This is a genomic window from Streptomyces sp. NPDC047453 (assembly GCF_040643155.1).
Taxonomy (GTDB): Bacteria; Actinomycetota; Actinomycetes; order Streptomycetales; family Streptomycetaceae; genus Streptomyces.
The window spans coordinates 150,853-174,981 of the sequence record NZ_JBEYTS010000013.1; the positions used below are offsets into that span (position 1 = coordinate 150,853).

Below are 24,129 nucleotides of genomic sequence, written 5' to 3' on the forward strand. Positions count from 1 at the left end.
CGGCCTCTTCGCGTATGGCCTCTTCGTCCTCCGCCGCCGTCACAGCCCCGCCGATCGTGCCTCGCCGAGTTCGGTGAGCCGGTCGCGCAGCCGTTCCGCCTCGGCCGGGTCGAGGCCGGGGATGGTCGCGTCGGTCGCGGCGGCGGCCGTGTGCAGCTGCACGGTGGCCAGCCCGAAGTGCCGCTCGACGGGCCCGGAGGTGACCTCGACCAGCTGCATCCGCCCGTAGGGCACGACGGTCTCCCCGCGCCACAGCACGCCCCGGCTGATCAGCAGGTCGTCGGCGCGCTCGGTGTAGCGCCACGAGCGCCAGTTGCGGCCGAGCAGCACCCAGCCCCACGCCATCACCGCCAGCGGCAGCAGTGCGAACGCCGACCAGGCGGGACCGGCCAGCAGGCCCGGCAGCAGCCCCGCGGCCAGGGCGAACAGGCCCATCCACACCACCAGCAGCAGCCGGCGCATTCGCAGCAGGCCGCGCGGCAGCGCCCTCCACGCCGGCTCGCCCTCGGCCGCCGCCCGTTCGTCCTCCGGGATCCCCGTTTCCATGGGGCAAGCGTACGTACGAGAGACTGTGTCCATGACTCCCACGACGGAGACCACGGTCGGGATCGGCGGCGCCGCGGAGAGCACCGACATGGTGCTCAACATCGGGCCTCAGCACCCGTCCACGCACGGTGTTCTGCGGCTGAAGCTGGTGCTGGACGGCGAGCGCATCATGCGCGCCGAGCCGGTGATCGGCTATATGCACCGCGGTGCGGAGAAGCTGTTCGAGGCACGGGACTACCGCCAGATCGTCATGCTGGCCAACCGCCACGACTGGCTGTCGGCCTTCTCGAACGAGCTGGGCGTCGTCCTCGCCGTGGAGCGGATGCTCGGCATGGAGGTGCCCGCGCGCGCGGTGTGGACGCGTACTCTGCTCGCCGAGCTGAACCGGGTGCTCAACCACCTGATGTTCCTCGGCTCCTACCCGCTGGAGCTGGGCGGCATCACCCCGGTCTTCTACGCGTTCCGGGAGCGCGAGGTCCTCCAGAACGTCATGGAGGAGGTCTCCGGCGGCCGGATGCACTACATGTTCAACCGGGTCGGCGGCCTGAAGGAGGACCTGCCGGCCGGCTGGGCCACGCGCGCGCGTGCCGCGGTGGCCGCCGTGCGCTCGCGCATGGACGTCTTCGACGACCTGGTGCTCGGCAACGAGATCTTCCGGGGCCGCACCCGGGGCGTGGGCGTCCTCTCGCCGCGGGTCGTGCACGCCTACGGCGTGAGCGGTCCCATCGCGCGCGCCTCCGGCGTCGACTTCGACCTGCGCCGCGACGAGCCGTACCTGGCGTACGAACAGGTGCAGGACACCCTGAAGGTGGTCACCCGGCAGGAGGGCGACTGCCTGGCCCGCTTCGAGTGCCTGCTGGAGCAGACCCACAACGCGCTGGACATCGCCGACGCCTGTCTGGACCGGCTGGCCGAGCTGCCGCCCGGCCCGATCAACCAGCGGCTGCCGAAGGTCCTCAAGGCACCCGAGGGGCACACGTACGCGTGGACCGAGAACCCGCTCGGGATCAACGGCTACTACCTGGTCAGCAAGGGTGAGAAGACCCCGTACCGGCTGAAGCTGCGCTCGGCGTCGTACAACAACATCCAGGCGCTCACCGAACTGCTGCCGGGCACGCTCGTGGCGGACATGGTGGCCATCCTGGGGTCAATGTTCTTCGTGGTCGGGGACATCGACAAGTAGGGCCGCCACGTCCGCCTCCGCGAGGCCGACGGGCTGCACCAGCCAGCCGAAGTCGCCGAGCCCGCCCGCCGCGGTGAGTTCGGCGGCCTCCCCGGCGCGCGCGAGGGCGCGTACGTACTCCGAGGGGCGCGTGGAGGCGAGAGCGAGCGGGGGGCGTGCGCCGGTGACTCCCAGGGCGTGCAGGGCCTCGCGCTGGGTCAGCAGCCGGGCGCCCGGAGGCGCGCACGCGGCGCACGCGTCCAGCGCGACGTGCGCCGTGATGTCGCACGACCCGTCGGGTACGGGCGCCGTCTCCCGGCCCTCCCGGAAGCCGGTGAGCGTTCCGAAGGGCGGTCGCGCGCCGGCCGTGTGCGCGTAGTCGACGGCGACCGCGAGGCCCCGTTCGACGTGCGAGACCGCGTCGGCCCAGGCGGCGTCGCGGGGCAGCCCGATCTCCGCGCGCAGGCCCTGCTCGGCGGGCAGCGGCCACCACCGGGCCAGCCACCGCGCCTGCGCCCCCGACACCGGCTCCCCGAGCCGTTCCGCGCCGTCCCGCCGGACCAGGACCCGCCGGGGCACGCCCGCGGAGCCCACCTCGGCGACCTCCAGCGGCACGTTGTCCAGCCACTCGTTGGCGAACAGCAGCCCGGTGATCCCCCGTGGGGCCTGCCCCGACCATGCGATCCGGTCGTCCAGGCCCTCCGGCCGGGCGGCGATCTCGACCGCGTGCACGCGCGTGCGTGCCGCCACGTCCGCAGGCAGCGCGGCGAGCACGCCCGCGGCCAGCTCGCCCCGCCCGGCCGCCATGTCGACGAAGTCGAGCGCCGCCGGGCGGCCCAGCGCCCGGTCGACCTGGCACAGCAGCCGCGCCACGGCCACCGCGAACAGCGGCGAGGCGTGCACGGACGTACGGAAGTGACCGGCCGGGCCCTCGGGCCGCCGGTAGAAGCCGTCCGGCCCGTACAGGGCCTCCTCGGTCGCCGCCCGCCAGCCGCGCCACTCCTCGGCCCGGCCCTCCGCCGCGCTCTGCGCCGTGGTGCGCCGGGTGCTGTCGGCCGTGGTGCGCGCGGTGCTGTCCGCCGTGTCGTCCGCCACCCCGACAGACTAGGGTCCGTCCGGCGGAGTGAGGCGCAACAAGTGATCACTGCCTCCACCTTGGGGAGTACGAGGGGCCCGTACGGATCGGCCCTTCGGCTGACCCCGCACCTGTGCCGCTTCCCTACTCTGGGTTACGTGCAGCGCCTCTATGACTTCCTCCGCAGGCACCCGATGTGGGTGGACGGCTCCTGGGCCCTCATCCTCCTCGGGCTTTCCGGCGTGAGCGTGTCGAGCATCAACGGGGCGCCCGGCCACCACGGTTCGATCGGCGCGGCCCTCGCGCTGTCCTCCGTGCTGTGCGTGGTCGTCGCACTGCGCCGCCGGGTGCCGGAGAAGATGCTGGTGCTGGCGGGCGCGGCGGGTGTGGCGCAGCTCGTCCTGGACGTCGAGACGATGGTCGCCAACTTCGCCATGCTGGTGATCATCTACACGGTCTCCGCGATAGGCGCCCGCTGGGCCTCCCGGTTCGCCCTGGTCGGCGGGCTGTGCGCGGCGACCCTCGCGCAGATGCGCTGGCCGCAGCACGATGCGAGCGCCCTGGGCAACGTCGCGATAACCGTCTTCCAGACGGTGCCGTTCGCCCTCGCCTGGGTGCTCGGCGACTCCATGCGCACCCGCCGCGCCTACTTCGCGCAACTGGAGGAGCGCGCCGCCCGTCTGGAGAAGGAACGCGAGGCGCAGTCCAAGGTCGCGGTCGCCGCCGAGCGCGCCCGGATCGCGCGCGAGCTGCACGACGTGGTCGCGCACAACGTGTCGGTGATGGTGGTGCAGGCCGACGGCGCCGCCTACGTCCTGGACGCCGCGCCCGACCAGGCCAAGAAGGCCCTGGAGACGATCTCCTCCACCGGCCGCCAGGCCCTCGCCGAGATGCGCCGCCTGCTGGGCGTGCTGCGCACCGGCGAACACCAGGAGAGCGGCGAGTACGTGCCGCAGCCCGACGTCGACCAGATCGAGGACCTCGTCGAGCAGTGCCGGGGCTCCGGACTGCCCGTCGACTTCAGGATCGAGGGCACCCCGCGCCCGCTGCCCAGCGGGGTCGAGCTCACCGCGTACCGCATCGTGCAGGAGGCCCTCACCAACACCCGCAAGCACGGCGGGCCGAACACGGGCGCGAGCGTGCGCCTGGTCTACTTCGACGACGGCCTCGGACTGCTCGTCGAGGACGACGGCAAGGGCGCGCCGCACGAGCTGTACGAGGAGGGCGGCGCCGACGGCGAGGGGCACGGCCTGATCGGCATGCGCGAACGCGTCGGCATGGTGGGCGGCACCCTGGACGCGGGTCCGCGCCCCGGCGGAGGCTTCCGCATCAGCGCCCTGCTGCCGCTCAAACCGGTGCACTGACGCCGGCGCGCACCCCGCCGGCACCTGTCACACACCCGCCCGATCTGCCGATGACGAACGGACCCGAACCGCCGATGACGAACGGAAGAGGACCCCGATGACGATCCGCGTGATGCTCGTGGACGACCAGGTGCTGCTGCGCACCGGATTCCGGATGGTGCTCGCCGCCCAGCCGGACATGGAGGTCGTCGCGGAGGCGGGCGACGGCGTCGAGGCCCTCCAGGTGCTGCGCGCCACCGCCGTCGACGTGGTGCTGATGGACGTGCGCATGCCCAAGCTGGACGGTGTGGAGGCCACCCGCCGCATCTGCTCCGAGCCCGACCCGCCGAAGGTGCTCATCCTGACCACCTTCGACCTCGACGAGTACGCCTTCTCCGGGCTGAAGGCGGGCGCCTCCGGGTTCATGCTCAAGGACGTGCCGCCCGGCGACCTGCTCGCCGCGATCCGCTCCGTGCACAGCGGTGACGCCGTCGTCGCGCCCTCCACCACCCGCCGGCTGCTCGACCGGTTCGCCCCGATGCTGCCGACGGCCGGCAAGAAGCCCCAGCACAAGGAGCTCCAGCGGCTCACCGAGCGCGAGCGCGAGGTCATGGTCCTGGTCGCGCAGGGCATGTCGAACGGCGAGATCGCCGCCCGGCTGGTGCTGTCCGAGGCGACGGTGAAGACCCACGTGGGCCGCATCCTGACCAAGCTGGGGCTGAGGGATCGGGTGCAGGTGGTGGTCCTGGCCTACGAGACGGGACTCGTCCGGGCCGGCGGACACGGCTGAACGGCGTACGCGGCCGTCGGTAGGGTCTGCGCATGCTCCTGTGGATCAACGGCCCCTTCGGGGGCGGCAAGACACAGACCGCACACGAGATCCAGCGCCGTCTGCCCGGCAGCGTCGTCTGCGATCCCGAGCATGCCGGGTTCGGCCTGCGCCGCATGCTGCCACCCGAACTGCGCACGGACTTCAGGGACTTGGCGGCCTGGCGGCAAGGGGTGGTGGAAGTCCTGGACCTGGCCCTCACCCGGCACGAGGGGGTCGTGATCGCCCCCATGACCGTCACGGACTCCGGCCAGTTCGCCGAGACCGTCGGGCGGCTGCGCGAACTGGGCCACGACGTACGGCACTTCGCACTCCTCGCGGAACGCGAGACCGTTCTGAAGCGGCTGCGGGAGCGCGGGTTCGGGCACCTCGTCGGGTATGTCGCCGGGAAGAGCTCCGCTCTGGGCCGGGAGAGCTGGGCCGTTCAGCAGCTCGACGGCTGCCTCGAGCGGCTGCGCGAGCCGGAGTTCGCCGAGCACCTGTGGACCGACCACTCGACCGTGCCGAAGACCGCGGACCGGATCGCCGTCCTGGCTGGCCTCACGCTGCGGCCCAACACCGAGGGCCCGCTGCGGACACGGCTGCGGCAGGCGAAGGTCGGCGTCCGGCACATCCGGTTCGACGGACCCCGCCGCACGCCCGACCCCGGCTCCGGTGACTAGTGCTGCGACCGGAAAGGTTCGCCGGCTCGCGACGCCCGGCACGGCACTCCCTCAGCCTTCGGCCGGGGGTACCCCCACGCCGCGTTGTCGCATCACCCGAGTACATCCAGTACGCGGGTGACGCTCCGCCTTGCGATGCTCCCCCACAGCCTGAACGGCGTGGGAGGTACCCCCAGCACCGGGCGCCGCGAGCTTTCCGGCAAACCTTTCCGGTCACAGCACTAGCGGAGCACGCCTTCGAGGAAGTCGCTGCCCAGCCGGGCGACCGTCGCGACGTCCAGCTGGTGCAGCACGTACCGCCCCCGGCGCCGGGTGGTGACCAGACCCGCCTTCTTCAGCAGGCTCAGGTGCCGGGATATCTCCGGCGCGGTCATGCCGTGCACCTGGGCCAGCTCGCTGGTGGTGAACGCGCTGCGGGCCAGGCTGCGGCACAGCCGCATCCGCACCGGGTGGGACAGGGCGGTCATCCGCAGGGTCAGCTGCTCCACCGAGGGCGGGGCGGCGAGCTCCGGGGAGCCGACCGGGTAGTGCAGCACCGGCTGCCAGCCGTACCGGTGCAGCACCATCAGGTGGGGCCAGCCCAGGCTCGTCGGCACGAGGAGCAGGCCGCCCTCCGCCGTGGCCGTGCGGCCCTCGCCCAGCTTGTCGACGGTGATCCGGCTGGCCGCCTCGTCGAGCGCCACCGCCGGGGACACCGCCGCAAGGGCCTCGGCCAGGCCCTTGCGGCGCAGCAGCTCCGTCTTGTGCCGGGTGTCGGCCGCGAGCCGGTGGCGCAGCCGGGACCAGGTCTGCGCGAAGAACGCCTCGTCGCAGTCCTCGAGGAACTGCCGCAGCCAGGCCCTGATGCGCGGCGGGTCGGTCAGCAGCCGCTCGGTGAAGCGCACCTGCTGCGGCCCGCGCGCGGCGGCCAGCTCCACGGCGCGGCGTCGAAGACCGGCGTCGGCGAGCGGTCCCGGACCCGGCAGGCCGTACGGCAGGGCGCAGGTGAACTCCAGGGCGGCGTCCACGAACTGCTCGTCGGACAGCTCGTCGAGGATGTCCAGCTCGTCGGCGAGCGTCGCGCCCGGGAGCGTGGAGCCGCCGGGCACGCCCGCGCACGGCAGGAAGAGGTCGGAGAACGTCGTCCGCCACAGGAAGTCCGCCTCGCACATCCGGTCGGCCAGGTGCGAGTCGAGCCGGGCGGTGACGCCGGTGACCCAGCCCTGCAGACCGGGGTGGTGTCCCGGTTCCGACAGCGCGTGCAGCGCCATGCAGAGCTCGGCCAGGGGCGCGGGCACGACAGCGACCCTCTCCGGCCGCAGCCCCGCGATATCGATCCGCACGCTCATGCCCCCATGGTGCCCGCCCCCACTGACAACACCGCCGCCCACCACCCAGAACCGGCCCGGGCCCAACCGGCGAGCGCAACGGCCCGCCCAGGCCCGCCGCCCGTGCCGCGCCCGGCCCGCCGCCCGGGCCCAACCCCGCCCCCGGGCCCAACCCGGCCCCGCGCCGGGGTCGCCGTCCGTGCCGCGCCCGATGCCCGTGGCCGGCGCGAGCGGCAATTGGTGCGCGAGCCGAGGCACTGGCGGCGTTCCCCGTGGTGGTCCGGGTGGTCGTCAAGACCGTGGGTGGATGCGGCTCGGTGGGGTCGGTGGGTTACTCGTCGGGCTGCTTGGGGAGGCGGGCGGTGAAGTCGGCGACCGCTGCTCGTACGTCGGCCGCGGTCCAGGCCAGGCCCTCGGCCCGGACGGAGACCTCGGTGCGGGCCAGGCGGGGGGCCGGGGCGTCCCAGCCGCTGGTGAAGAGCATCGTGCCCGTTTCCTCCGCGGTCCGGATCGCGGCCCGGGCGACCGCCTCGGCCTCGTACGGCAGCCAGACCTGGAACTCGTGCGTGTGCGGCTCGGCCGGGTGGACGTGGCTCCAGGGCAGCCCCGCCGCGGCGAACCCCTCGCGCAGCGCGGCGGCCACCACGCGCGCGTGCCGCACGTACTCCGGCAGCCGGGGCAGCTCCCGCTCCAGTCCGGCCAGTGCCGACAGCGCCGTCGGGAACTGCTGGAAGACGGTGCCGCCGTACCGGTGCCGCCAGGCCTTGGCCTCCTCCATCAGCTCCCGCGGTCCGGCGAGCGCGGCGCCGCCGTAACCGGCGAGGGACTTGTAGAACGACACGTACACGCTGTCGGCCAGGTCCGCGATCTCCTCCAGCGGCCGGCCGAAGTGCACGGTGGACTCCCACAGGCGCGCGCCGTCGAAGTGCACCACCGCGTCCCGCTCGCGTGCCGCGTCCACGAGCTCGAGGAGCTCCTCCCACGTGGGCAGCAGGAACCCGGCGTCCCTGAGGGGCAGTTCGAGCATCAGCGTCCCGAAGGGCTCGTCGAGGCTGCGCACCTCCTCGGCGGTCGGCTGGCGGGGCTCGCTCGTCACCCGCACCGGCCGCAGCCCGGCGACCTGGCTGAAGGCGTGCCGCTCGTGCACCTCGGGATGGGCCAGCGCGTGCAGCGCGACCGCCGGGTCGCCGGTGCGGCCCGCCCAGCAGCGCAGGGCCACCTGCTGGGCCATCGTGCCGGTCGGGAAGAAGGCGGCGGCCTCCTTGCCGAGCAGGCCGGCGACCTTCTCCTCCAGGGCCTCGACGACCCCGTTGCCGTACATGTCCGACGCCTCGTCGAGGTCGTACACCTCCCGCGCACCGTCCAGCAGCGCCAGCCGCTCCCGAAGTGTCCCCAGGAACCCGGGGCGCGCCAGCACGCGCTCCGCGCTCCGGCACGCGGCCGCGCGCCGTTCCCGGAGCCGCTTGTGCCGCTCCCCGTCCGGGACCCGCTCTTCGAGCCGTACGTCCCGTGCGTCCTGCTCCGCCGTATCACTCATGTCCCGGATCATCGCGCGTCCGGGAGGCGGCGGGTACCCGCATTCCCGCCCGCGGCCCGTCGTTTCCCGCCCGCGGCACTGTGGGCCGACCCACAGCCTGTGGACGACCGGCCGCCCTCGGAACCGATCGCGTTAACATGACGAGAAATCGTCCGGTACCCCGAGCGGACTGGAACGGGAAGGTCACCGTCGCGTGAGTAGTAGCCAACAACCAGACCCCAGGGACCGCCCCGCGCGGCTCACCGTCGGCGTCGTCGGCGCCGGCCGGGTGGGCCCCGCCCTCGCCGCGTCCCTCCAACTGGCCGGGCACCGTCCGGTGGCAGTCTCCGCGGTCTCCGACACCTCCAGGCGGCGTGCCGGGCTGATGCTCCCCGACGTGCCCGTGGTGCCGCCCGCCGACGTGCTCGAGCGGTCCGACCTGGTGCTGCTGACCGTCCCCGACGACACCCTTCCCGGACTGGTCGCGGGCCTTGCCGAGACCGGCGCCGTACGGCCCGGGCAGCTGCTCGTGCACACCTCCGGGCGGTACGGCGCGAAGGTGCTGGACCCCGCCCTGCGCGCGGGCGCGCTGCCGCTGGCCCTGCATCCCGCGATGACCTTCACCGGCACGCCCGTGGACGTGCAGCGGCTGGCCGGCTGCTCCTTCGGCGTCACCGCCCCCGAGGAGCTGCGGCTGGCCGCCGAGGCCCTGGTCATCGAGATGGGCGGCGAGCCGGAGTGGATCGCCGAGGAGATGCGCCCGCTGTACCACGCGGCACTCGCGCTCGGCGCCAACCACCTGGTCACGCTGGTCGCCCAGTCCATGGAACTGCTGCGCGAGGCCGGCGTCGAGGCCCCCGACCGGATGCTCGGCCCGCTGCTCGGCGCCGCCCTGGACAACGCCCTGCGCTCCGGCGACGCGGCCCTGACCGGACCGGTCGCGCGAGGGGACGCCGGCACGGTCGCCGCCCATGTCGCCGAACTGCGCCGGCACGCCCCGCAGACCGTCGCCGGCTATCTGGCGATGGCCCGTGCCACCGCCGACCGCGCGCTCGCCCACGGCCTGCTCAAGCCCGAGCTGGCCGAGGACCTGCTGGGGGTACTCGCCGGTGGCACGAACCTGCCCGAGAACGGGGAAGACCGATGAGCCGTCGCATGTTCGAACTCGCCCCCACGGTGGACGATCTGGAGTACGTGCGCGACCACTACGCGGTCCAGGGACGCACCGCCGTCGTCATGACCATGGGCGCCCTGCACGAGGGCCACGCCGCCCTGATCCGCGCGGCCCGTGAGTGCGTCGGCCGCAAGGGCTTCGTGATCGTCACCGTCTTCGTCAACCCGCTCCAGTTCGGCGCGGGCGAGGACCTCGACCGCTACCCGCGCACCCTGGAGGCCGACCTCAAGGTGGCCGAGCAGGCGGGCGCCGACGCCGTGTTCGCGCCGTCCGCCGAAGAGATCTACCCGGACGGCGAGCCGCAGGTCAGGATCACCGCAGGCCCCATGGGCGAACGCCTGGAGGGCGCCAGCCGGCCCGGGCACTTCGACGGCATGCTCACCGTCGTCGCCAAGCTGCTGCACCTCACCCGCCCCGACGTGGCCCTGTACGGGCAGAAGGACGCCCAGCAGCTCGCCCTGATCCGCCGCATGGTGCGCGACCTCGACATGGGGGTGGAGATCGTCGCCGTACCGACCGTGCGTGAGGACGACGGACTGGCCCTGTCCAGCCGCAACCGCTACCTCTCTCCGCAGGAGCGGTACACCGCCCTGGCCCTCTCCCAGGCCCTGTTCGCGGGCCGCGACCGGCACGCCGCCCAGGAGGCGCTGCGCGCGCGGGCCCGTGAAGTGCCCTCCACGCGTGCGCGTGCCGAGGCCCTGAGCGCCCTCGGGGAGTCCCGTGCGGCGGCCGACGCCGCGGCCGTCGCCAAGGCCTCCCCGGGCGCCGCCGCGGCCGTCCGCGCTGCCGCCCAGCTGGTCCTGGACGAGGCCGCGCGCTTCGACCCGCCGCTGCAACTCGACTACCTGGCCCTGGTCGACCCGTCCGACTTCACCGAGATCGGCGACGACTTCACCGGCGAGGCCGTCCTCGCCGTCGCCGCGCGGGTCGGGGCGACCCGGCTGATCGACAACCTCCCGCTCACCTTCGGCACCCTGGGAGCCGCCTCGTGACCAGCACCGGCATACGACTGCACGCGCCCGCGCCCGGCTGGTCCATCGCGGCGGACGTCGTGGTCGTCGGCTCCGGCGTCGCCGGCCTCACCGCCGCGCTGCGCTGCGAGGCGGCCGGCCTGAGGACCGTCGTCGTCACCAAGGCCCGCCTCGACGACGGCTCCACCCGCTGGGCCCAGGGCGGCATCGCCGCGGCCCTCGGCGAGGGCGACACCCCCGAGCAGCACCTGGACGACACCCTGGTGGCGGGCGCCGGCCTGTGCGACGAGGAGGCCGTACGGATCCTCGTCACCGAGGGCCCCGACGCCGTACGCCGGCTGATCTCCACCGGCGCGCACTTCGACACCGACGGCGAGGGCGGCATCCAGCTCACCCGCGAGGGCGGTCACCACCGCCGCCGCATCGCGCACGCGGGCGGTGACGCGACCGGCGCGGAGATCTCCCGCGCCCTCGTCGAGGCGGTACGCGCGCGTGGCGTGCACACCGTCGAGAACGCGCTCGTCCTGGACCTGCTCACGGACGCCGAGGGCCGCACCGCGGGCGTGACCCTGCACGTCATGGGCGAGGGCCAGCACGACGGCGTGGGCGCCGTGCACGCGCCCGCGGTGGTCCTCGCGACCGGCGGCATGGGCCAGGTCTTCTCCGCGACCACGAACCCGTCCGTCTCCACCGGCGACGGCGTGGCGCTCGCCCTGCGCGCGGGCGCCGAGGTCTCCGACCTGGAGTTCGTGCAGTTCCACCCGACAGTGCTCTTCCTCGGCGCGGACGCCGAGGGCCAGCAGCCCCTCGTCTCCGAGGCGGTGCGCGGCGAGGGCGCCCACCTGGTCGACGGCGACGGCGTGCGCTTCATGACCGGGCAGCACGAACTGGCCGAACTCGCGCCCCGGGACATCGTCGCCAAGGGCATCATGCGGCGGATGCGGGAGCAGGGCACCGAGCACATGTTCCTCGACGCCCGGCACTTCGGCGCCGACATGTGGGAGCACCGCTTCCCGACGATCCTGGCCGCCTGCCGCGCCCACGGCATCGACCCGGTCACCGAGCGCGTCCCGGTCGCGCCGGCCGCCCACTACGCCTCCGGAGGCGTCCGCACCGACTCCCACGGCCGGACGACCGTGCCGGGCCTGTACGCGTGCGGTGAGGTGGCCTGCACCGGCGTGCACGGCGCCAACCGCCTCGCCTCCAACTCCCTCCTGGAGGGCCTGGTCTACGCCGAGCGCATCGCCGCCGACATCGCTCGGGAGCGGTCGGAGGACGGCCTGCACGCGCGCGTGCCGGAACCCGTCCCGTACGCCGAGCGGCCCTCCCGCCCCCTGCTCGCCCCCGAGACCCGGTTCGCGATCCAGCGGATCATGACCGAGGGAGCGGGCGTGCTGCGGTCCGCCGCGTCGCTGGCCCGGGCCGCCGGCCGGCTGGAGCTGCTGCACGCGGAGGCCCGCTCGGCCCTGGAGGAGAACGGCAAGACCGCCGAACCGGGCGTCGACACCTGGGAGGCCACGAACCTCATGTGCGTGTCCGGCGTCCTGGTCGCCGCCGCCCGGCTGCGCGAGGAGACCCGCGGCTGCCACTGGCGCGAGGACCGCGCCGAGCGGGACGACTCCCACTGGCGTCGCCACATCGTCGTACGGCTGAACCCCGACGGCACACCTGCCGTGCACACCACGGACACCGCAGAGTTCCCCCCGACCCGCCCCGGGGCCCCGGCCCCGCGTCCTCTGGAGCAGTGACACAAGTGAGCAGCGAAGACCTTCCCCTCGCCCCGAGCGGCGGCTGCGGCGACGGCTGTGCCTGCGGCGCGGACGCCGACGAGGAGTACCTGGAGTGCGGGCTCGACCCCGCGCTCGCCCAGCTCCTGGCGGACGCCGGACTCGACCCCCTGGAGGTCGAGGACATCGCCAACGTCGCCATCCAGGAGGACCTGGACCACGGCGTGGACGTGACGACGGTCGCGACCATCCCCGAGGATGCCGTGGCCACGGGCGACTTCACCGCGCGCGAGGCGGGCGTGGTGGCCGGCCTCAGGGTCGCCGAGGCGGTGCTCTCGGTGGTCTGCACGGACGAGTTCGAGGTCGAGCGGCACGTCGAGGACGGCGACCGCGTCGAGGCCGGGCAGAAGCTGCTGTCGGTCACCACGCGCACGCGTGACCTGCTGACCGGCGAGCGCAGCGCGCTCAACCTGCTGTGCCGCCTGTCCGGCATCGCGACCGCCACGCGCGCCTGGGCGGACGCCCTGGAGGGCACCAAGGCGCGCGTGCGCGACACCCGCAAGACCACGCCGGGCCTCAGGTCGCTGGAGAAGTTCGCCGTCCGGTGCGGCGGCGGCGTGAACCACCGCATGTCGCTGTCGGACGCCGCCCTGGTCAAGGACAACCACGTGGTGGCGGCCGGCGGCGTGGGGCAGGCCTTCAAGGCCGTACGGGAGGCCTTCCCGGAGGTGCCGATCGAGGTCGAGGTCGACACCCTGCACCAGCTGCGCGAGGTCGTGGACGCCGGCGCCGATCTGATCCTGCTGGACAACTTCACGCCCGGCGAGTGCGAGGAGGCCGTGGCCATCGTCGACGGCCGGGCCCTGCTGGAGGCGTCCGGCCGGCTGACCCTGGGGAACGCCGGGGCGTACGCCGAGACCGGCGTCGACTTCCTGGCCGTCGGGGCCCTGACCCACTCCTCGCCGATCCTGGACATCGGCCTGGACCTGCGCGAGGCGGAGTGACGGCCATGCTCCTGACGATCGACGTCGGCAACACGCACACCGTGCTGGGCCTGTTCGACGGGGAGGACATCGTCGAGCACTGGCGCATCTCCACCGACGCGCGCCGCACGGCCGACGAGCTGGCGGTGCTGCTTCAGGGCCTGATGGGCATGCACCCGCTGCTCGGCGACGAACTGGGCGAGGGCATCGACGGCATCGCGATCTGCGCGACCGTGCCGTCGGTGCTCCAGGAACTGCGCGAGGTGACGCGGCGCCACTACGGCGACGTGCCCGCCGTGCTCGTCGAGCCCGGCGTCAAGACGGGCGTGCCGATCCTCTTCGACAACCCCAAGGAGGTCGGCGCCGACCGCATCATCAACGCGGTGGCGGCGAACGAGCTGTACGGCGGTCCGGCGATCGTCGTCGACTTCGGTACGGCGACGACCTTCGACGCCATCAGCGCACGCGGGGAGTACGTCGGCGGGGTCATCGCGCCCGGTATCGAGATCTCCGTCGAGGCGCTGGGCGTCAGGGCGGCGCAGCTGCGGAAGATCGAGGTGGCCCGGCCGCGCAGCGTGATCGGCAAGAACACGGTCGAGGCGATGCAGGCCGGCATCATCTACGGGTTCGCCGGGCAGGTCGACGGCGTGGTCAGCCGGATGGCCCGGGAGCTGGCCGACGATCCGGACGACGTGACGGTGATCGCGACGGGCGGGCTGGCGCCGATGGTGCTCGGCGAGTCCTCGCTGATCGACGAGCACGAGCCGTGGCTGACCCTCATCGGGCTGCGGCTGGTCTACGAGCGGAACGTCTCGCGCCTCTGAGCGGGACGGCGACACCCTCACACGCCACACTCGCGCCTTATGTCGAATTTGTCTGATTAGCGCGTATCGTCGGCCTATGCCTACGCCATACGGAACCCGCGGCGGCATGGCGTTCGGCGCGGAGGAGCTGCCTGTGCTCCGCCGCGCCCTCGCCCTCGCCCTTCAGCCCCGTCCCGCCAGCGCCGAAGACGTGCAGGAGTGCCGCCGGCTCGCCGAGTCACTCGACGAGGCGATGCACGAGGGTGTCCGGCTGCGCGCGTTCCTGGTGGCCGACCTCGCCCGGTACCGCGCCGCCCTCCCCGGCGCGGCCGCCGGCTACCTCGCGCTCCTCGCCGACTGTCTGGATGCGGGCCACCGGCCCACGGCCGACGACCTGGCCGCCCTGGGCGCCCTGCGCGGCGCCCCGGCCGCCGCGGCCCTCCTGGACCGCTGCCGGACGCTCACCCCGCCCGTGGCGCCCCCTCGCGAGTCGGCCTCCGCGCACCCGGTCCCGGCCGCCCGCCCGGCCCCCGTCGAACCGCCGGCCCCGGCTGCCCGGACCGCCCCCGTGCACCCGATCGGCCCCCTCTTTCCCGGCGGAGGCGCCCCGACGGCCGTCACGGCCTCCCGCGGCGTGCTTCAGGCGCGCATGGGCGGTCTGCCGGACGGCCGGGGGGTGCAGCAAGAGGACGGCGGGGACGAGAAGCCCGCCCAGAAGCCCGCCGCGAAGCCGGGGGAGCGGCCTGCCCCCGCGCAGCCCGGGACGGCGCCCGCGCCGAAGCCCGTTCGGCGGCCCGTGCCCACGCCGGGCGAGGTCTTCCCGCGGCGGAAGCCGGGCCCGGCCTCCGGGAAGCCGCAGCAGTGCCTCGCGATGGTGTGACGCTCGGGCCACCCTGCCCCTGTTCGTCCCGCCGCCGTGGCTACTCTGGATCCATGGACTACGTCTCCGCACTCGTTCCCCCGGTCGTCATGGCCGCGTTCTTCATCGCTCTGGTCAGGGTGATCGTGAAGACCCAGGGCGGGGCCGCCAAGGCCAAGGAGGACGCGGCCGTGGACGCCGCCATCGCGCGCGCACAGAGCGACTCCCGGGCCTCCGGAGCCGGCGCGCCCACCGACGCCTGAAGCGACGCACGGCCCCCGCGTGAGGACACCTCACCATGGGGCCGTACATCCTTTTTGTTCGCGTTTGGCGCCAAAGGCGTATGTTCGGCACGCCATTGCCGGTTTCTCCCACTAAGGTGCTGAGTTGTGCCTCGGCCCCTGGGAGAACTCGAAGACGCGGTCATGACGCGGGTGTGGAAGTGGAACCGCCCGGTGACCGTTCGAGAGGTCCTGGAAGACCTTCAGCGCGAGAGGTCCATCGCGTACACCACGGTGATGACCGTTTTGGACAATCTCCATCACAAGGGCTGGGTGCGCCGCGAAGCCGAGGGCCGGGCCTATCGATATGAGGCCGTCTCCACCCGTGCCGCCTACGCCGCCGCACTGATGAACGACGCCTGGTCCCAGAGCGACAACGCCGCCGCCGCTCTCGTCGCCTTCTTCGGGATGATGAGCGACGAACAGCGGCAGGCCCTGCGGGATGCCGTGCGCATCGTCGAAGGCACCACCGAAGGCGCCATCGGGGGATCCGGCACCCCCGAAGTCGCCGGTGAAGTCCCGGATACCGTCCAAGCCCCGGATACCGCCCGAGCACCGGAAACCCGTGACGAGAACCCCGGCTCGGCACGGGACGGCCACGGGCGATAGCGTCCGCTCATGTCCGTAGAACGCCCCGAAGAGACCGCAAAAGCCATCACCGTCCGACGGGCCCGGACCGGCGATGTCCCCGCAGTGCGCCGACTGCTGGACGCCTACGTTCGCGGGCGCATCCTGCTCGACAAAGCCACGGTGACGCTTTACGAGGACATCCAGGAGTTCTGGGTCGCCGAACAGGAAGACAACGCCGAGGTCGTCGGCTGCGGCGCACTGCACGTGATGTGGGAAGACCTGGCGGAAGTGCGCACTCTCGCGGTGAAGCCCGGCCTGAAGGGCGCCGGGGTCGGACATCGGCTGCTGGAGAAGTTGGTCGAGACGGCACGCGGGCTCGGCGTTCGCCGCGTATTCTGCCTGACCTTCGAAGTGGACTTCTTCACCAAGCACGGCTTCGTGGAGATCGGCGAGACGCCGGTCGACGCCGATGTCTACGCGGAGCTGCTGCGTTCCTATGACGAGGGCGTCGCGGAGTTCCTCGGTCTCGAACGAGTGAAACCGAACACCCTGGGCAACAGCCGGATGCTTCTGCATCTGTGATCGACATTCCGCCCGGCCGGGCATGCCCGCGTTCCCTATGTCCGAAACGCGCATGTTTCCGGACGAGGTGAGTGCCTGGTCTCTCCCAGGGGTTTGTGTTTTTCCCGCAAAAGCGGTTTGCTTTCCGACGTACTGCTGCACTGCATATAACAGGGGACGGCGAATCGGCGGACACCGACCATCCCCGGTCCTCACGTTATCGATGAAAGGAAATCCGGTGGCACAGAAGGTTCAGGTCCTTCTTGTCGACGACCTCGACGGCGGCGAGGCGGACGAGACCGTGACGTTCGCGTTGGACGGCAAGACGTACGAGATCGATCTCACCACCGCCAATGCGGACAAGCTCCGTGGTCTTCTCGAGCCGTACCTCAAGAGCGGCCGGCGTACCGGGGGCCGTGCTTCGGGCGGACGCGGAAAGGCGCGTGCCGCTTCCGGCGGCAGCCAGGACACCGCGCAGATCCGCGCCTGGGCGAAGGAGAACGGCTACGAGGTCAACGACCGCGGCCGGGTCCCCGCGTCCATTCGCGAGGCCTACGAGAAGGCCAACGGCTGATCAGGGGCCTGTACCGGGCCCTCGTGGAACGGGAACGGCTGGGCGCACGCGCGCCGCAGCCGGATCCGGTGGACGTGTGTCGCCACCGTGTCCACCAGGCGTACGAGATCGGGGGTGCCCCCACCGCCCCCCACGGCCGACAGCGTCGGCAGCGAGGCCTCGCACCCAGACCCTGGGGGCCGCAGCCACACGGCGGCCCCCTGTGAACCGGAGCGGCCGGGGCTGACCGGCCGCGGCCCCAGCGGACCGGCGCCCGGAGGCGGCGGCGCGTCCATCAGCGCACCCGCGCCCAGGGCCACCAGGTCCAGGCCCAGCACCGACGGGCCCCACTCCAGCCACTCCAGCAGCCCCGGCAGCTCCTCCGCGCTGCCCGCCGCCATCAGCAGCCGCATCCGGTCCCCCCGCAGGGCCACCGGAGAGCCGGGCCCCAGATGGCGCAGCGCCGCACGCCCGGCCTCGGCGGGCACGTCCAGGACGTCGAAGCGGCGGCCCACCACAAGTCGTACCGGTGCCCCGGGCACCGTGGCCCAGCCCAGTTCGTTCTCGTACCAGTGGCGCCAGTACCGCCGGCGCCGCGACAGCCGCCCCCCGTCACCAGGGGCCGGCGCCCGACGAGGAGCGGGGACCGGAACGGGGACCGTGGAAGGGCTGCCGACCATGCCTGAGAAACCGCCCGAAACGCGTTGGAGTTACGCTCGGTATCAGCGTGTGTGCGAAATGTCGTGGGCAAGAAGGGCGTACGGGGGCGGGAAAGGGCGCAAGGTTGTTCGCCCATAGCTGAGGGAACCCGGTCACGCGGCATGCATGGTCGGTTGGTGCGGGTAAGAGATGCCTAGTGGGAGGGGGCGACACGCAGGCGGCACCCGGGCAGCGGAGTCTCACGTTCGCCATCGGCGTACTGGCGACTGGGGTAACTGCCTGGCCTGCGGGAACATCGTCTCGCACCATCGGGTTGGAGCAGATGTCGGCGTTCGGGGTCAGGAGGCAGTGTTGGTTCTCGGTCCGGTGTCGGCAGTTGGAATGAGCGGTCCCCGCTTGCGGGACTAAGCTGCGGAAGGACAGGGAGGGGAAGTTCCCCCCACTGCCTGACCGCTCTGAGGAGCGATTAACGATGTTCGAGAGGTTCACCGACCGCGCGCGGCGGGTTGTCGTCCTGGCTCAGGAAGAAGCCCGGATGCTCAACCACAACTACATCGGCACTGAGCACATCCTCCTGGGCCTGATCCACGAGGGTGAGGGTGTCGCCGCCAAGGCCCTTGAGAGCCTCGGGATTTCGCTCGAGGCGGTCCGCCAGCAGGTGGAGGAGATCATCGGCCAGGGCCAGCAGGCGCCCTCCGGCCACATCCCCTTCACCCCCCGTGCCAAGAAGGTCCTGGAGCTGTCGCTTCGGGAGGCCCTTCAGCTGGGCCACAACTACATCGGCACGGAGCACATCCTGCTCGGCCTGATCCGCGAGGGCGAGGGCGTCGCCGCCCAGGTCCTGGTCAAGCTGGGCGCAGACCTCAACCGGGTGCGGCAGCAGGTGATCCAGCTGCTCTCCGGTTACCAGGGCAAGGAGACCGCCACCGCCGGCGGCCCTGCCGAGGGCACCCCCTCGACGTCCCTGGTCCTCGACCAGTTCGGCCGGAACCTCACGCAGGCCGCTCGCGAGTCCAAGCTCGACCCGGTCATCGGGCGCGAGAAGGAGATCGAGCGGGTCATGCAGGTGCTGTCCCGCCGTACCAAGAACAACCCGGTGCTGATCGGTGAGCCCGGCGTCGGCAAGACCGCCGTCGTCGAGGGCCTCGCCCAGGCCATCGTCAAGGGCGAGGTGCCCGAGACCCTCAAGGACAAGCACCTCTACACCCTGGACCTCGGTGCCCTGGTCGCCGGCTCCCGCTACCGCGGTGACTTCGAGGAGCGCCTGAAGAAGGTGCTCAAGGAGATCCGCACCCGCGGCGACATCATCCTGTTCATCGACGAGCTGCACACGCTGGTCGGTGCCGGTGCCGCCGAGGGCGCCATCGACGCGGCGAGCATCCTCAAGCCGATGCTGGCCCGTGGTGAGCTGCAGACCATCGGTGCCACCACCCTGGACGAGTACCGCAAGCACCTGGAGAAGGACGCGGCCCTGGAGCGCCGCTTCCAGCCCATCCAGGTCGCCGAGCCGTCCCTGCCGCACACGATCGAGATCCTCAAGGGCCTGCGCGACCGGTACGAGGCGCACCACCGCGTCTCCATCACCGACGAGGCGCTGGTCCAAGCCGCCACCCTGGCCGACCGGTACATCTCGGACCGCTTCCTGCCGGACAAGGCGATCGACCTGATCGACGAGGCCGGTTCCCGGATGCGCATCCGCCGGATGACCGCGCCGCCGGACCTGCGCGAGTTCGACGAGAAGATCGCCGCCGTCCGCCGGGACAAGGAGTCCGCGATCGACTCGCAGGACTTCGAGAAGGCCGCCTCCCTGCGCGACAAGGAGAAGCAGCTCCTGGCCGCCAAGGCCAAGCGGGAGAAGGAGTGGAAGGCCGGCGACATGGACGTCGTCGCCGAGGTCGACGGCGAGCTGATCGCCGAGGTCCTCGCCACGGCTACCGGCATCCCGGTCTTCAAGCTGACCGAGGAGGAGTCCAGCCGCCTGCTCCGCATGGAGGACGAGCTCCACAAGCGGGTCATCGGCCAGGTGGACGCCGTCAAGGCGCTCTCCAAGGCGATCCGCCGTACGCGTGCGGGTCTGAAGGACCCGAAGCGTCCGGGTGGCTCGTTCATCTTCGCGGGCCCGTCCGGTGTCGGTAAGACCGAGCTGTCCAAGGCGCTCGCCGAGTTCCTCTTCGGTGACGAGGACGCGCTGATCTCCCTCGACATGTCGGAGTTCAGCGAGAAGCACACGGTCTCCCGCCTCTTCGGTTCGCCCCCCGGCTACGTGGGCTACGAGGAGGGCGGCCAGCTCACCGAGAAGGTGCGCCGCAAGCCGTTCTCGGTCGTCCTGTTCGACGAGGTCGAGAAGGCCCACCCGGACATCTTCAACTCGCTGCTGCAGATCCTGGAGGACGGTCGCCTGACCGACTCCCAGGGCCGGGTCGTGGACTTCAAGAACACGGTCATCATCATGACGACCAACCTCGGCACCCGGGACATCTCCAAGGGCTTCAACCTGGGCTTCGCGGCCTCGGGTGACACGAAGACCAACTACGAGCGCATGAAGAACAAGGTGTCGGACGAGCTCAAGCAGCACTTCCGGCCCGAGTTCCTCAACCGCGTCGACGACGTGGTGGTCTTCCCGCAGCTGACGCCGAACGACATCCTGCGGATCGTCGACCTGATGATCGGCAAGGTGGACGAGCGGCTGAAGGACCGGGACATGGGCATCGAGCTCTCCCAGTCGGCCAAGGAGCTGCTGTCCAAGAAGGGCTACGACCCCGTTCTGGGCGCCCGGCCGCTGCGCCGGACCATCCAGCGCGAGATCGAGGACACGCTCTCGGAGAAGATCCTCTTCGGCGAGCTGCGCCCCGGTCACATCGTGGTCGTGGACACCGAGGGCGAGGGCGAGTCCCAGACCTTCACCTTCCGCGGTGAGGAGAAGTCCGCGCTGCCGGACGTCCCGCCGATCGAGCAGGCGGCCGGCGGACCCGGGCCGAACCTGAGCAAGGAGGCGTAAGCCTCAGCGGCAACCGAGAGGGGCCGGTGCCTTCGGGCACCGGCCCCTCTCGCGTGCCCGTGCGCCCGCGGTCGAGGAGGCCGCCCGTGAGACGCGGGCCACATGGCCTCCGTCACAGGCAAACGGGGCCGACCCTCGCTCACCGGTGACATGGCACACAAGCGCCGAGACCCGTACTACGGCACTTAGTGGGGGACACGGGTTGAAAAAACGGACATTTAAGACAATGAAATGTTACGGAATGGCTCCTCTACAGGGCATTTGTCCTGAATGGGGGAGACGTCAAGAGACGTACGACACTGCCCCCTCTTACTACTTTCCGTCGTAGTAGAGGTGTTTGAGCGGCGGTGACCGGCGGGGTTACCAAGGGATGGCCCGCCCGGCGAAGGCACATGCGTCCGGGTGGTTCTCACGTCCCCGACCCCCAGAGGTTTTCGATGTTCCAGCGCGCCACGTCCCGTTCCGCCCGTGCGACCAAGCTTCGTACCCGCGCCGCCGTCCTGGCCGCCGGTCTGGGGGTCTCCGTCGCCATGGGGGCGGGAGTAGCGTCCGCCGCCGAGACCATGGCGGCCCCCACCGCCGCCGTCGCGCAGGCCGCGGCCTGGACGGCGCCGGTGAAGCAGTTCGCGCTCAGTGCCGGCTTCAACCAGGCCGGCGGCCACTGGGTGCACAAGCACAGCGGTCAGGACTTCGCCGTGCCGATCGGCACCAAGGTCGTCGCCGCGAACGGCGGCACCGTCGTCAAGGCCGGTCCCAACGGCGCCGGTGACGGCCCCGCCTACGGCAACGCCGTCGTCATCCAGCACGCCAACGGCACGTACTCCCAGTACGCCCACCTCTCGCGCGTCGACGTGAGGATCGGCCAGGTCGTCGCCACCGGTCAGCACATAGCCCTGTCCGGCAACACCGGCAACTCCACCGGCCCGCACCTGCACTTCGAGATCCGCACCACCCCGAACTACGGCTCCGCGCTCAACCCGCTCGCCTTCCTGCGCTCGCACGGCGTGGCCGTCTGACCGGCCGAACGCCGCACCACCGCCGCCCTGCCGACCAACGGCGGGCGGCGGACGCGTCAGGGCTCCCGCGCGCCCCGGTGTGCCTGAGTCACCAGGTCGATGGCGACCTCGAGCACGGCCTTGCGCCGCTCCTCGGGGTCGCCTTCGACGTCCTGCATGACGAACATCCCGGCGTGCAGCGTGAAGATGGCGCTGACGCAGCGGACCTGGTCGGCCATGCTCGCGCCCGGGTCGATGATGATGTCCCGCAGGCCGCGCATCCGGTCCTTGAAGGCGTCCCCGATGCGCAGCTCCCGTACGGTCGCCTGGTTCTCCTGCATGAAGCGGAACAGCGGCGCGGCGTCGGCGAGCGCCTGGTCGTAACGGCGGACGATCTCCTGCTTGGTCTCCAGCGTGTGCGGCTGCCGCCGGCCCCACTCGATCAGCTCCTCCATCGGCCGCGTGAGGCTTTCGAACAGGCTGACGAGGATCTCTTCCTTCGTCTTGAAGTGGTAGTACAGGGCCGCCTTGGTGACGTCGAGGCGCTCGGCGATCTCGCGCAGGGAGGTCTTCTCGTAGCCTTGCTCGGCGAAGAGTTCGAGCGCCACGTCCTGGATGCGCTGGCGGGTGTTTCCGCGGCGCTGCTGCTGCCTGGTGCCGTCCATCGTGACGTCCATCCTCGTACTCCTCGAGCTCCCTGGACACCTTGCCTGCCGGCCGGTCGGCGAAACTTACTTGACGACCGGCTAGTTGGAGGTCTACTTTCCAGAGTGTAGTCAACTTGCCGGGCGGCAAGTAAGTCCCAATCGACTGGGGGAGTAGGACGGATGGCGGACAGCGCGAAAGCCGGGCCGGAGACGGCTCAAGCCGGCAAACAACCCAGGAGCGTGCGGGTCGTCCTGCTCGCCCTCATGATCGCGATGATGCTCGCGATGCTCGACAACATGATCGTGGGCACCGCGATGCCGACGATCGTCGGTGAGCTGGGCGGCCTTCAGCACCTTTCCTGGGTGGTCACCGCCTACACCCTCGCCACCGCGGCGTCCACCCCGCTGTGGGGCAAGCTCGGCGACATGTACGGGCGCAAGGGCGCCTTCATGTCCTCGATCGTCATCTTCCTGCTCGGGTCCGCGCTGAGCGGCATGGCCCAGAACATGGGCGAGCTGATCGGCTTCCGCGCCGTCCAGGGCCTCGGCGCGGGCGGTCTGATGGTCGGCGTGATGGCCATCATCGGCGACCTGATCCCGCCGCGGGAGCGCGGCAAGTACCAGGGCATGATGGCCGGCGTCATGGCGCTCGCGATGATCGGCGGCCCCCTGGTCGGCGGCACGATCACCGACAACTGGGGCTGGCGCTGGTCCTTCTACATCAACCTCCCCCTCGGCGCGGTGGCACTCGTCGCGGTCAGCGCCGTACTGCACCTGCCGAAGAAGCGCTCGCAGGCGCGGATCGACTACCTGGGCGCCGTGCTGCTGACGGTCGGCATCAGCTCCATCGTGCTCGTCACCACCTGGGGCGGCTCGGAGTACGCCTGGACCTCCGCTCGGATCATGGAGCTCATGGCGATCGGTGTCGTCGCGCTCGTCGGGTTCGTGCTCTGGCAGACCAAGGCCGCCGAGCCGATCGTGCCGCTGCACATCTTCCGCAGCCTGAACTTCAGCCTGATGTCGCTGATCGGCTTCATCACCGGCTTCGTGATGTTCGGCGCGGTGCTGTTCCTGCCGCTGTACCAGCAGTCGGTGCAGGGCGCCTCCGCCACCAACTCCGGTCTGCTGCTCCTGCCGATGCTGGCCGCGATGATGGTCGTGTCGCTGATCGCGGGCCGGGTCACCACCAACAGCGGCCGGTACAAGGTCTTCCCGATCGTCGGCAGCGTCCTGATGATCGCCGGGCTGTACCTGCTGTCCCTCATGGACACCGGCACCACCCGCCTCACCTCCGGCCTCTACATGGCCGTCCTGGGCGCGGGCATGGGCTGCCTGATGCAGATCACCATGCTGGTCGCGCAGAACAGCGTGGAGCTGAAGGACATGGGCGTGGCCTCCTCGTCCACCACCCTCTTCCGTACGCTCGGCTCCTCCTTCGGCGTCGCGATCATGGGCGCGCTGTTCAACAACCGCGTCCAGCACGAGATGGCCGAGCGGGCCGGCGCCCTGGGCCGCGGCATCACCGAGCAGTCCGCGCAGCTGGACGCCGCGAGCCTCGCCAAGCTGCCGGCCCAGGCCCGCGAGGCCTACCAGCACGCGGTGTCCGCCGGCACGCACTCGGCGTTCCTGCTGGGTGCCGTGGTGGCGGTGGTCGCGCTCGTCGCGGCGGTGTTCGTCAAGGAGGTCCCGCTGAGGGGAGCGGGACCGGCCACGGGGGACCGGGCCGACGCGGGCGAGGCGCAGGCACGTCACGACGTGGCGGAGGCCGTCTGACCGCCCGAACCGAACGTGGGTAGCGAGGGGCCCGTGGACATCCGCCGGGAGCGGTCGTTGCTAGGCTCGATGCGCGTGCCGTCGGCGTAGGCGAGCGCCCAGGGGTAGCGGGTGACTCCGGCCAGGCCCTTCTT

22 protein-coding genes and 1 pseudogene are annotated in these 24,129 nt (G+C 71.8%); 17 read left to right on the forward strand and 6 right to left on the reverse strand.

What is annotated here, in order from left to right; genetic code table 11:
• Window positions 1–39 precede the first annotated feature (39 nt).
• On the reverse strand, window positions 40–546 hold the full coding sequence (locus ABZ818_RS15160) for a PH domain-containing protein (RefSeq protein ID WP_361414289.1): 507 nt from the start codon (window positions 544–546) through the stop codon (window positions 40–42).
• A 31-nt stretch (window positions 547–577) separates the two neighbouring features.
• Here ABZ818_RS15160 and ABZ818_RS15165 point away from each other — a divergent pair, with 31 nt between their 5' ends.
• The gene (locus ABZ818_RS15165; protein ID WP_361414291.1) at window positions 578–1,729 is read left to right on the forward strand and encodes an NADH-quinone oxidoreductase subunit D; all 1,152 of its coding nucleotides are present in this window, start codon (window positions 578–580) and stop codon (window positions 1,727–1,729) included.
• Here the strand turns inward: ABZ818_RS15165 and ABZ818_RS15170 are convergent.
• The gene (locus ABZ818_RS15170; protein WP_361414343.1) at window positions 1,694–2,674 is read right to left on the reverse strand and encodes an SAM-dependent methyltransferase; all 981 of its coding nucleotides are present in this window, start codon (window positions 2,672–2,674) and stop codon (window positions 1,694–1,696) included. The two genes, ABZ818_RS15165 and ABZ818_RS15170, sit on opposite strands and share 36 nt — an antisense overlap.
• A 267-nt stretch (window positions 2,675–2,941) precedes the next feature.
• Here ABZ818_RS15170 and ABZ818_RS15175 point away from each other — a divergent pair, with 267 nt between their 5' ends.
• The 3 genes from ABZ818_RS15175 to ABZ818_RS15185 all read left to right on the forward strand — a co-directional run bounded on the left by ABZ818_RS15175 (window position 2,942) and on the right by ABZ818_RS15185 (window position 5,617).
• Window positions 2,942–4,147, forward strand: coding sequence for a sensor histidine kinase (locus tag ABZ818_RS15175; RefSeq protein ID WP_361414293.1), 1,206 nt, complete (start codon window positions 2,942–2,944; stop codon window positions 4,145–4,147).
• Between the two features lie 97 nt (window positions 4,148–4,244).
• Window positions 4,245–4,916 carry a response regulator transcription factor gene (locus tag ABZ818_RS15180; RefSeq protein WP_361414295.1) on the forward strand — a complete coding sequence of 224 codons (672 nt, stop codon included), beginning with the start codon at window positions 4,245–4,247 and terminating at the stop codon, window positions 4,914–4,916.
• Window positions 4,917–4,948: 32 nt separating this feature from the next.
• Window positions 4,949–5,617: an AAA family ATPase gene (locus tag ABZ818_RS15185; protein ID WP_361414297.1), complete on the forward strand. Its 669-nt coding sequence runs from the start codon at window positions 4,949–4,951 to the stop codon at window positions 5,615–5,617.
• Window positions 5,618–5,838: 221 nt separating this feature from the next.
• Here ABZ818_RS15185 and ABZ818_RS15190 read toward each other — a convergent pair whose 3' ends face one another.
• The gene (locus ABZ818_RS15190) at window positions 5,839–6,945 is read right to left on the reverse strand and encodes a DUF5937 family protein (RefSeq protein ID WP_361414299.1); all 1,107 of its coding nucleotides are present in this window, start codon (window positions 6,943–6,945) and stop codon (window positions 5,839–5,841) included.
• A 310-nt stretch (window positions 6,946–7,255) separates the two neighbouring features.
• The gene (locus ABZ818_RS15195; protein WP_361414301.1) at window positions 7,256–8,461 is read right to left on the reverse strand and encodes an aminotransferase class I/II-fold pyridoxal phosphate-dependent enzyme; all 1,206 of its coding nucleotides are present in this window, start codon (window positions 8,459–8,461) and stop codon (window positions 7,256–7,258) included.
• Between the two features lie 193 nt (window positions 8,462–8,654).
• On the opposite strand from ABZ818_RS15195, the gene ABZ818_RS15200 reads away from it, so the two are divergent.
• The 10 genes from ABZ818_RS15200 to ABZ818_RS15245 all read left to right on the forward strand — a co-directional run bounded on the left by ABZ818_RS15200 (window position 8,655) and on the right by ABZ818_RS15245 (window position 16,943).
• Entirely contained in the window at window positions 8,655–9,587 is a 933-nt protein-coding gene (locus ABZ818_RS15200) for a DUF2520 domain-containing protein (protein WP_225076894.1), read from the forward strand.
• 8 nt (window positions 9,588–9,595) lie between these two features.
• On the forward strand, window positions 9,596–10,606 hold the full coding sequence (gene panC / locus ABZ818_RS15205) for a pantoate--beta-alanine ligase (RefSeq protein WP_361414345.1): 1,011 nt from the start codon (window positions 9,596–9,598) through the stop codon (window positions 10,604–10,606).
• Window positions 10,603–12,333: an L-aspartate oxidase gene (locus ABZ818_RS15210; protein ID WP_361414304.1), complete on the forward strand. Its 1,731-nt coding sequence runs from the start codon at window positions 10,603–10,605 to the stop codon at window positions 12,331–12,333. Before panC ends, ABZ818_RS15210 begins: the two co-directional genes overlap by 4 nt.
• Before the next feature lie 5 nt (window positions 12,334–12,338).
• Window positions 12,339–13,316: a carboxylating nicotinate-nucleotide diphosphorylase gene (gene nadC, locus ABZ818_RS15215; protein ID WP_361414306.1), complete on the forward strand. Its 978-nt coding sequence runs from the start codon at window positions 12,339–12,341 to the stop codon at window positions 13,314–13,316.
• 5 nt (window positions 13,317–13,321) lie between these two features.
• Complete coding sequence (locus ABZ818_RS15220; protein WP_361414308.1) at window positions 13,322–14,119, forward strand: type III pantothenate kinase; 798 nt, start codon at window positions 13,322–13,324, stop codon at window positions 14,117–14,119.
• Between the two features lie 76 nt (window positions 14,120–14,195).
• Window positions 14,196–14,978 carry a hypothetical protein gene (locus ABZ818_RS15225; RefSeq protein ID WP_361414310.1) on the forward strand — a complete coding sequence of 261 codons (783 nt, stop codon included), beginning with the start codon at window positions 14,196–14,198 and terminating at the stop codon, window positions 14,976–14,978.
• 53 nt (window positions 14,979–15,031) lie between these two features.
• Window positions 15,032–15,220: a hypothetical protein gene (locus ABZ818_RS15230; RefSeq protein ID WP_361414312.1), complete on the forward strand. Its 189-nt coding sequence runs from the start codon at window positions 15,032–15,034 to the stop codon at window positions 15,218–15,220.
• A gap of 126 nt (window positions 15,221–15,346) precedes the next feature.
• On the forward strand, window positions 15,347–15,847 hold the full coding sequence (locus tag ABZ818_RS15235; protein WP_361414314.1) for a BlaI/MecI/CopY family transcriptional regulator: 501 nt from the start codon (window positions 15,347–15,349) through the stop codon (window positions 15,845–15,847).
• Between the two features lie 9 nt (window positions 15,848–15,856).
• Window positions 15,857–16,390, forward strand: a complete 534-nt coding sequence (locus ABZ818_RS15240) for an amino-acid N-acetyltransferase (RefSeq protein WP_361414316.1) — start codon at window positions 15,857–15,859, stop codon at window positions 16,388–16,390.
• 217 nt (window positions 16,391–16,607) lie between these two features.
• On the forward strand, window positions 16,608–16,943 hold the full coding sequence (locus ABZ818_RS15245) for an Lsr2 family protein (RefSeq protein ID WP_141359577.1): 336 nt from the start codon (window positions 16,608–16,610) through the stop codon (window positions 16,941–16,943).
• Here the strand turns inward: ABZ818_RS15245 and ABZ818_RS15250 are convergent.
• Window positions 16,922–17,500 (reverse strand): annotated as a pseudogene (locus tag ABZ818_RS15250) (SCO3374 family protein); the annotation flags it as partial. The gene ABZ818_RS15245 and the pseudogene ABZ818_RS15250 sit on opposite strands and share 22 nt — an antisense overlap.
• 554 nt (window positions 17,501–18,054) lie before the next feature.
• Here ABZ818_RS15250 and ABZ818_RS15255 point away from each other — a divergent pair.
• Together ABZ818_RS15255 and ABZ818_RS15260 are read left to right on the forward strand one after the other, a co-directional pair.
• A complete protein-coding gene (locus ABZ818_RS15255) occupies window positions 18,055–20,580 on the forward strand; it encodes an ATP-dependent Clp protease ATP-binding subunit (RefSeq protein ID WP_141359575.1) in 2,526 nt (841 codons plus the stop codon).
• 437 nt (window positions 20,581–21,017) lie between these two features.
• The gene (locus ABZ818_RS15260) at window positions 21,018–21,596 is read left to right on the forward strand and encodes a M23 family metallopeptidase (RefSeq protein ID WP_361414319.1); all 579 of its coding nucleotides are present in this window, start codon (window positions 21,018–21,020) and stop codon (window positions 21,594–21,596) included.
• Window positions 21,597–21,652: 56 nt separating this feature from the next.
• Here the strand turns inward: ABZ818_RS15260 and ABZ818_RS15265 are convergent, their stop codons facing one another.
• Complete coding sequence (locus tag ABZ818_RS15265; RefSeq protein ID WP_361414321.1) at window positions 21,653–22,252, reverse strand: helix-turn-helix domain-containing protein; 600 nt, start codon at window positions 22,250–22,252, stop codon at window positions 21,653–21,655.
• A 150-nt stretch (window positions 22,253–22,402) separates the two neighbouring features.
• On the opposite strand from ABZ818_RS15265, the gene ABZ818_RS15270 reads away from it, so the two are divergent.
• Complete coding sequence (locus ABZ818_RS15270) at window positions 22,403–23,995, forward strand: MDR family MFS transporter (protein WP_361414323.1); 1,593 nt, start codon at window positions 22,403–22,405, stop codon at window positions 23,993–23,995.
• Window positions 23,996–24,129 lie beyond the last annotated feature (134 nt).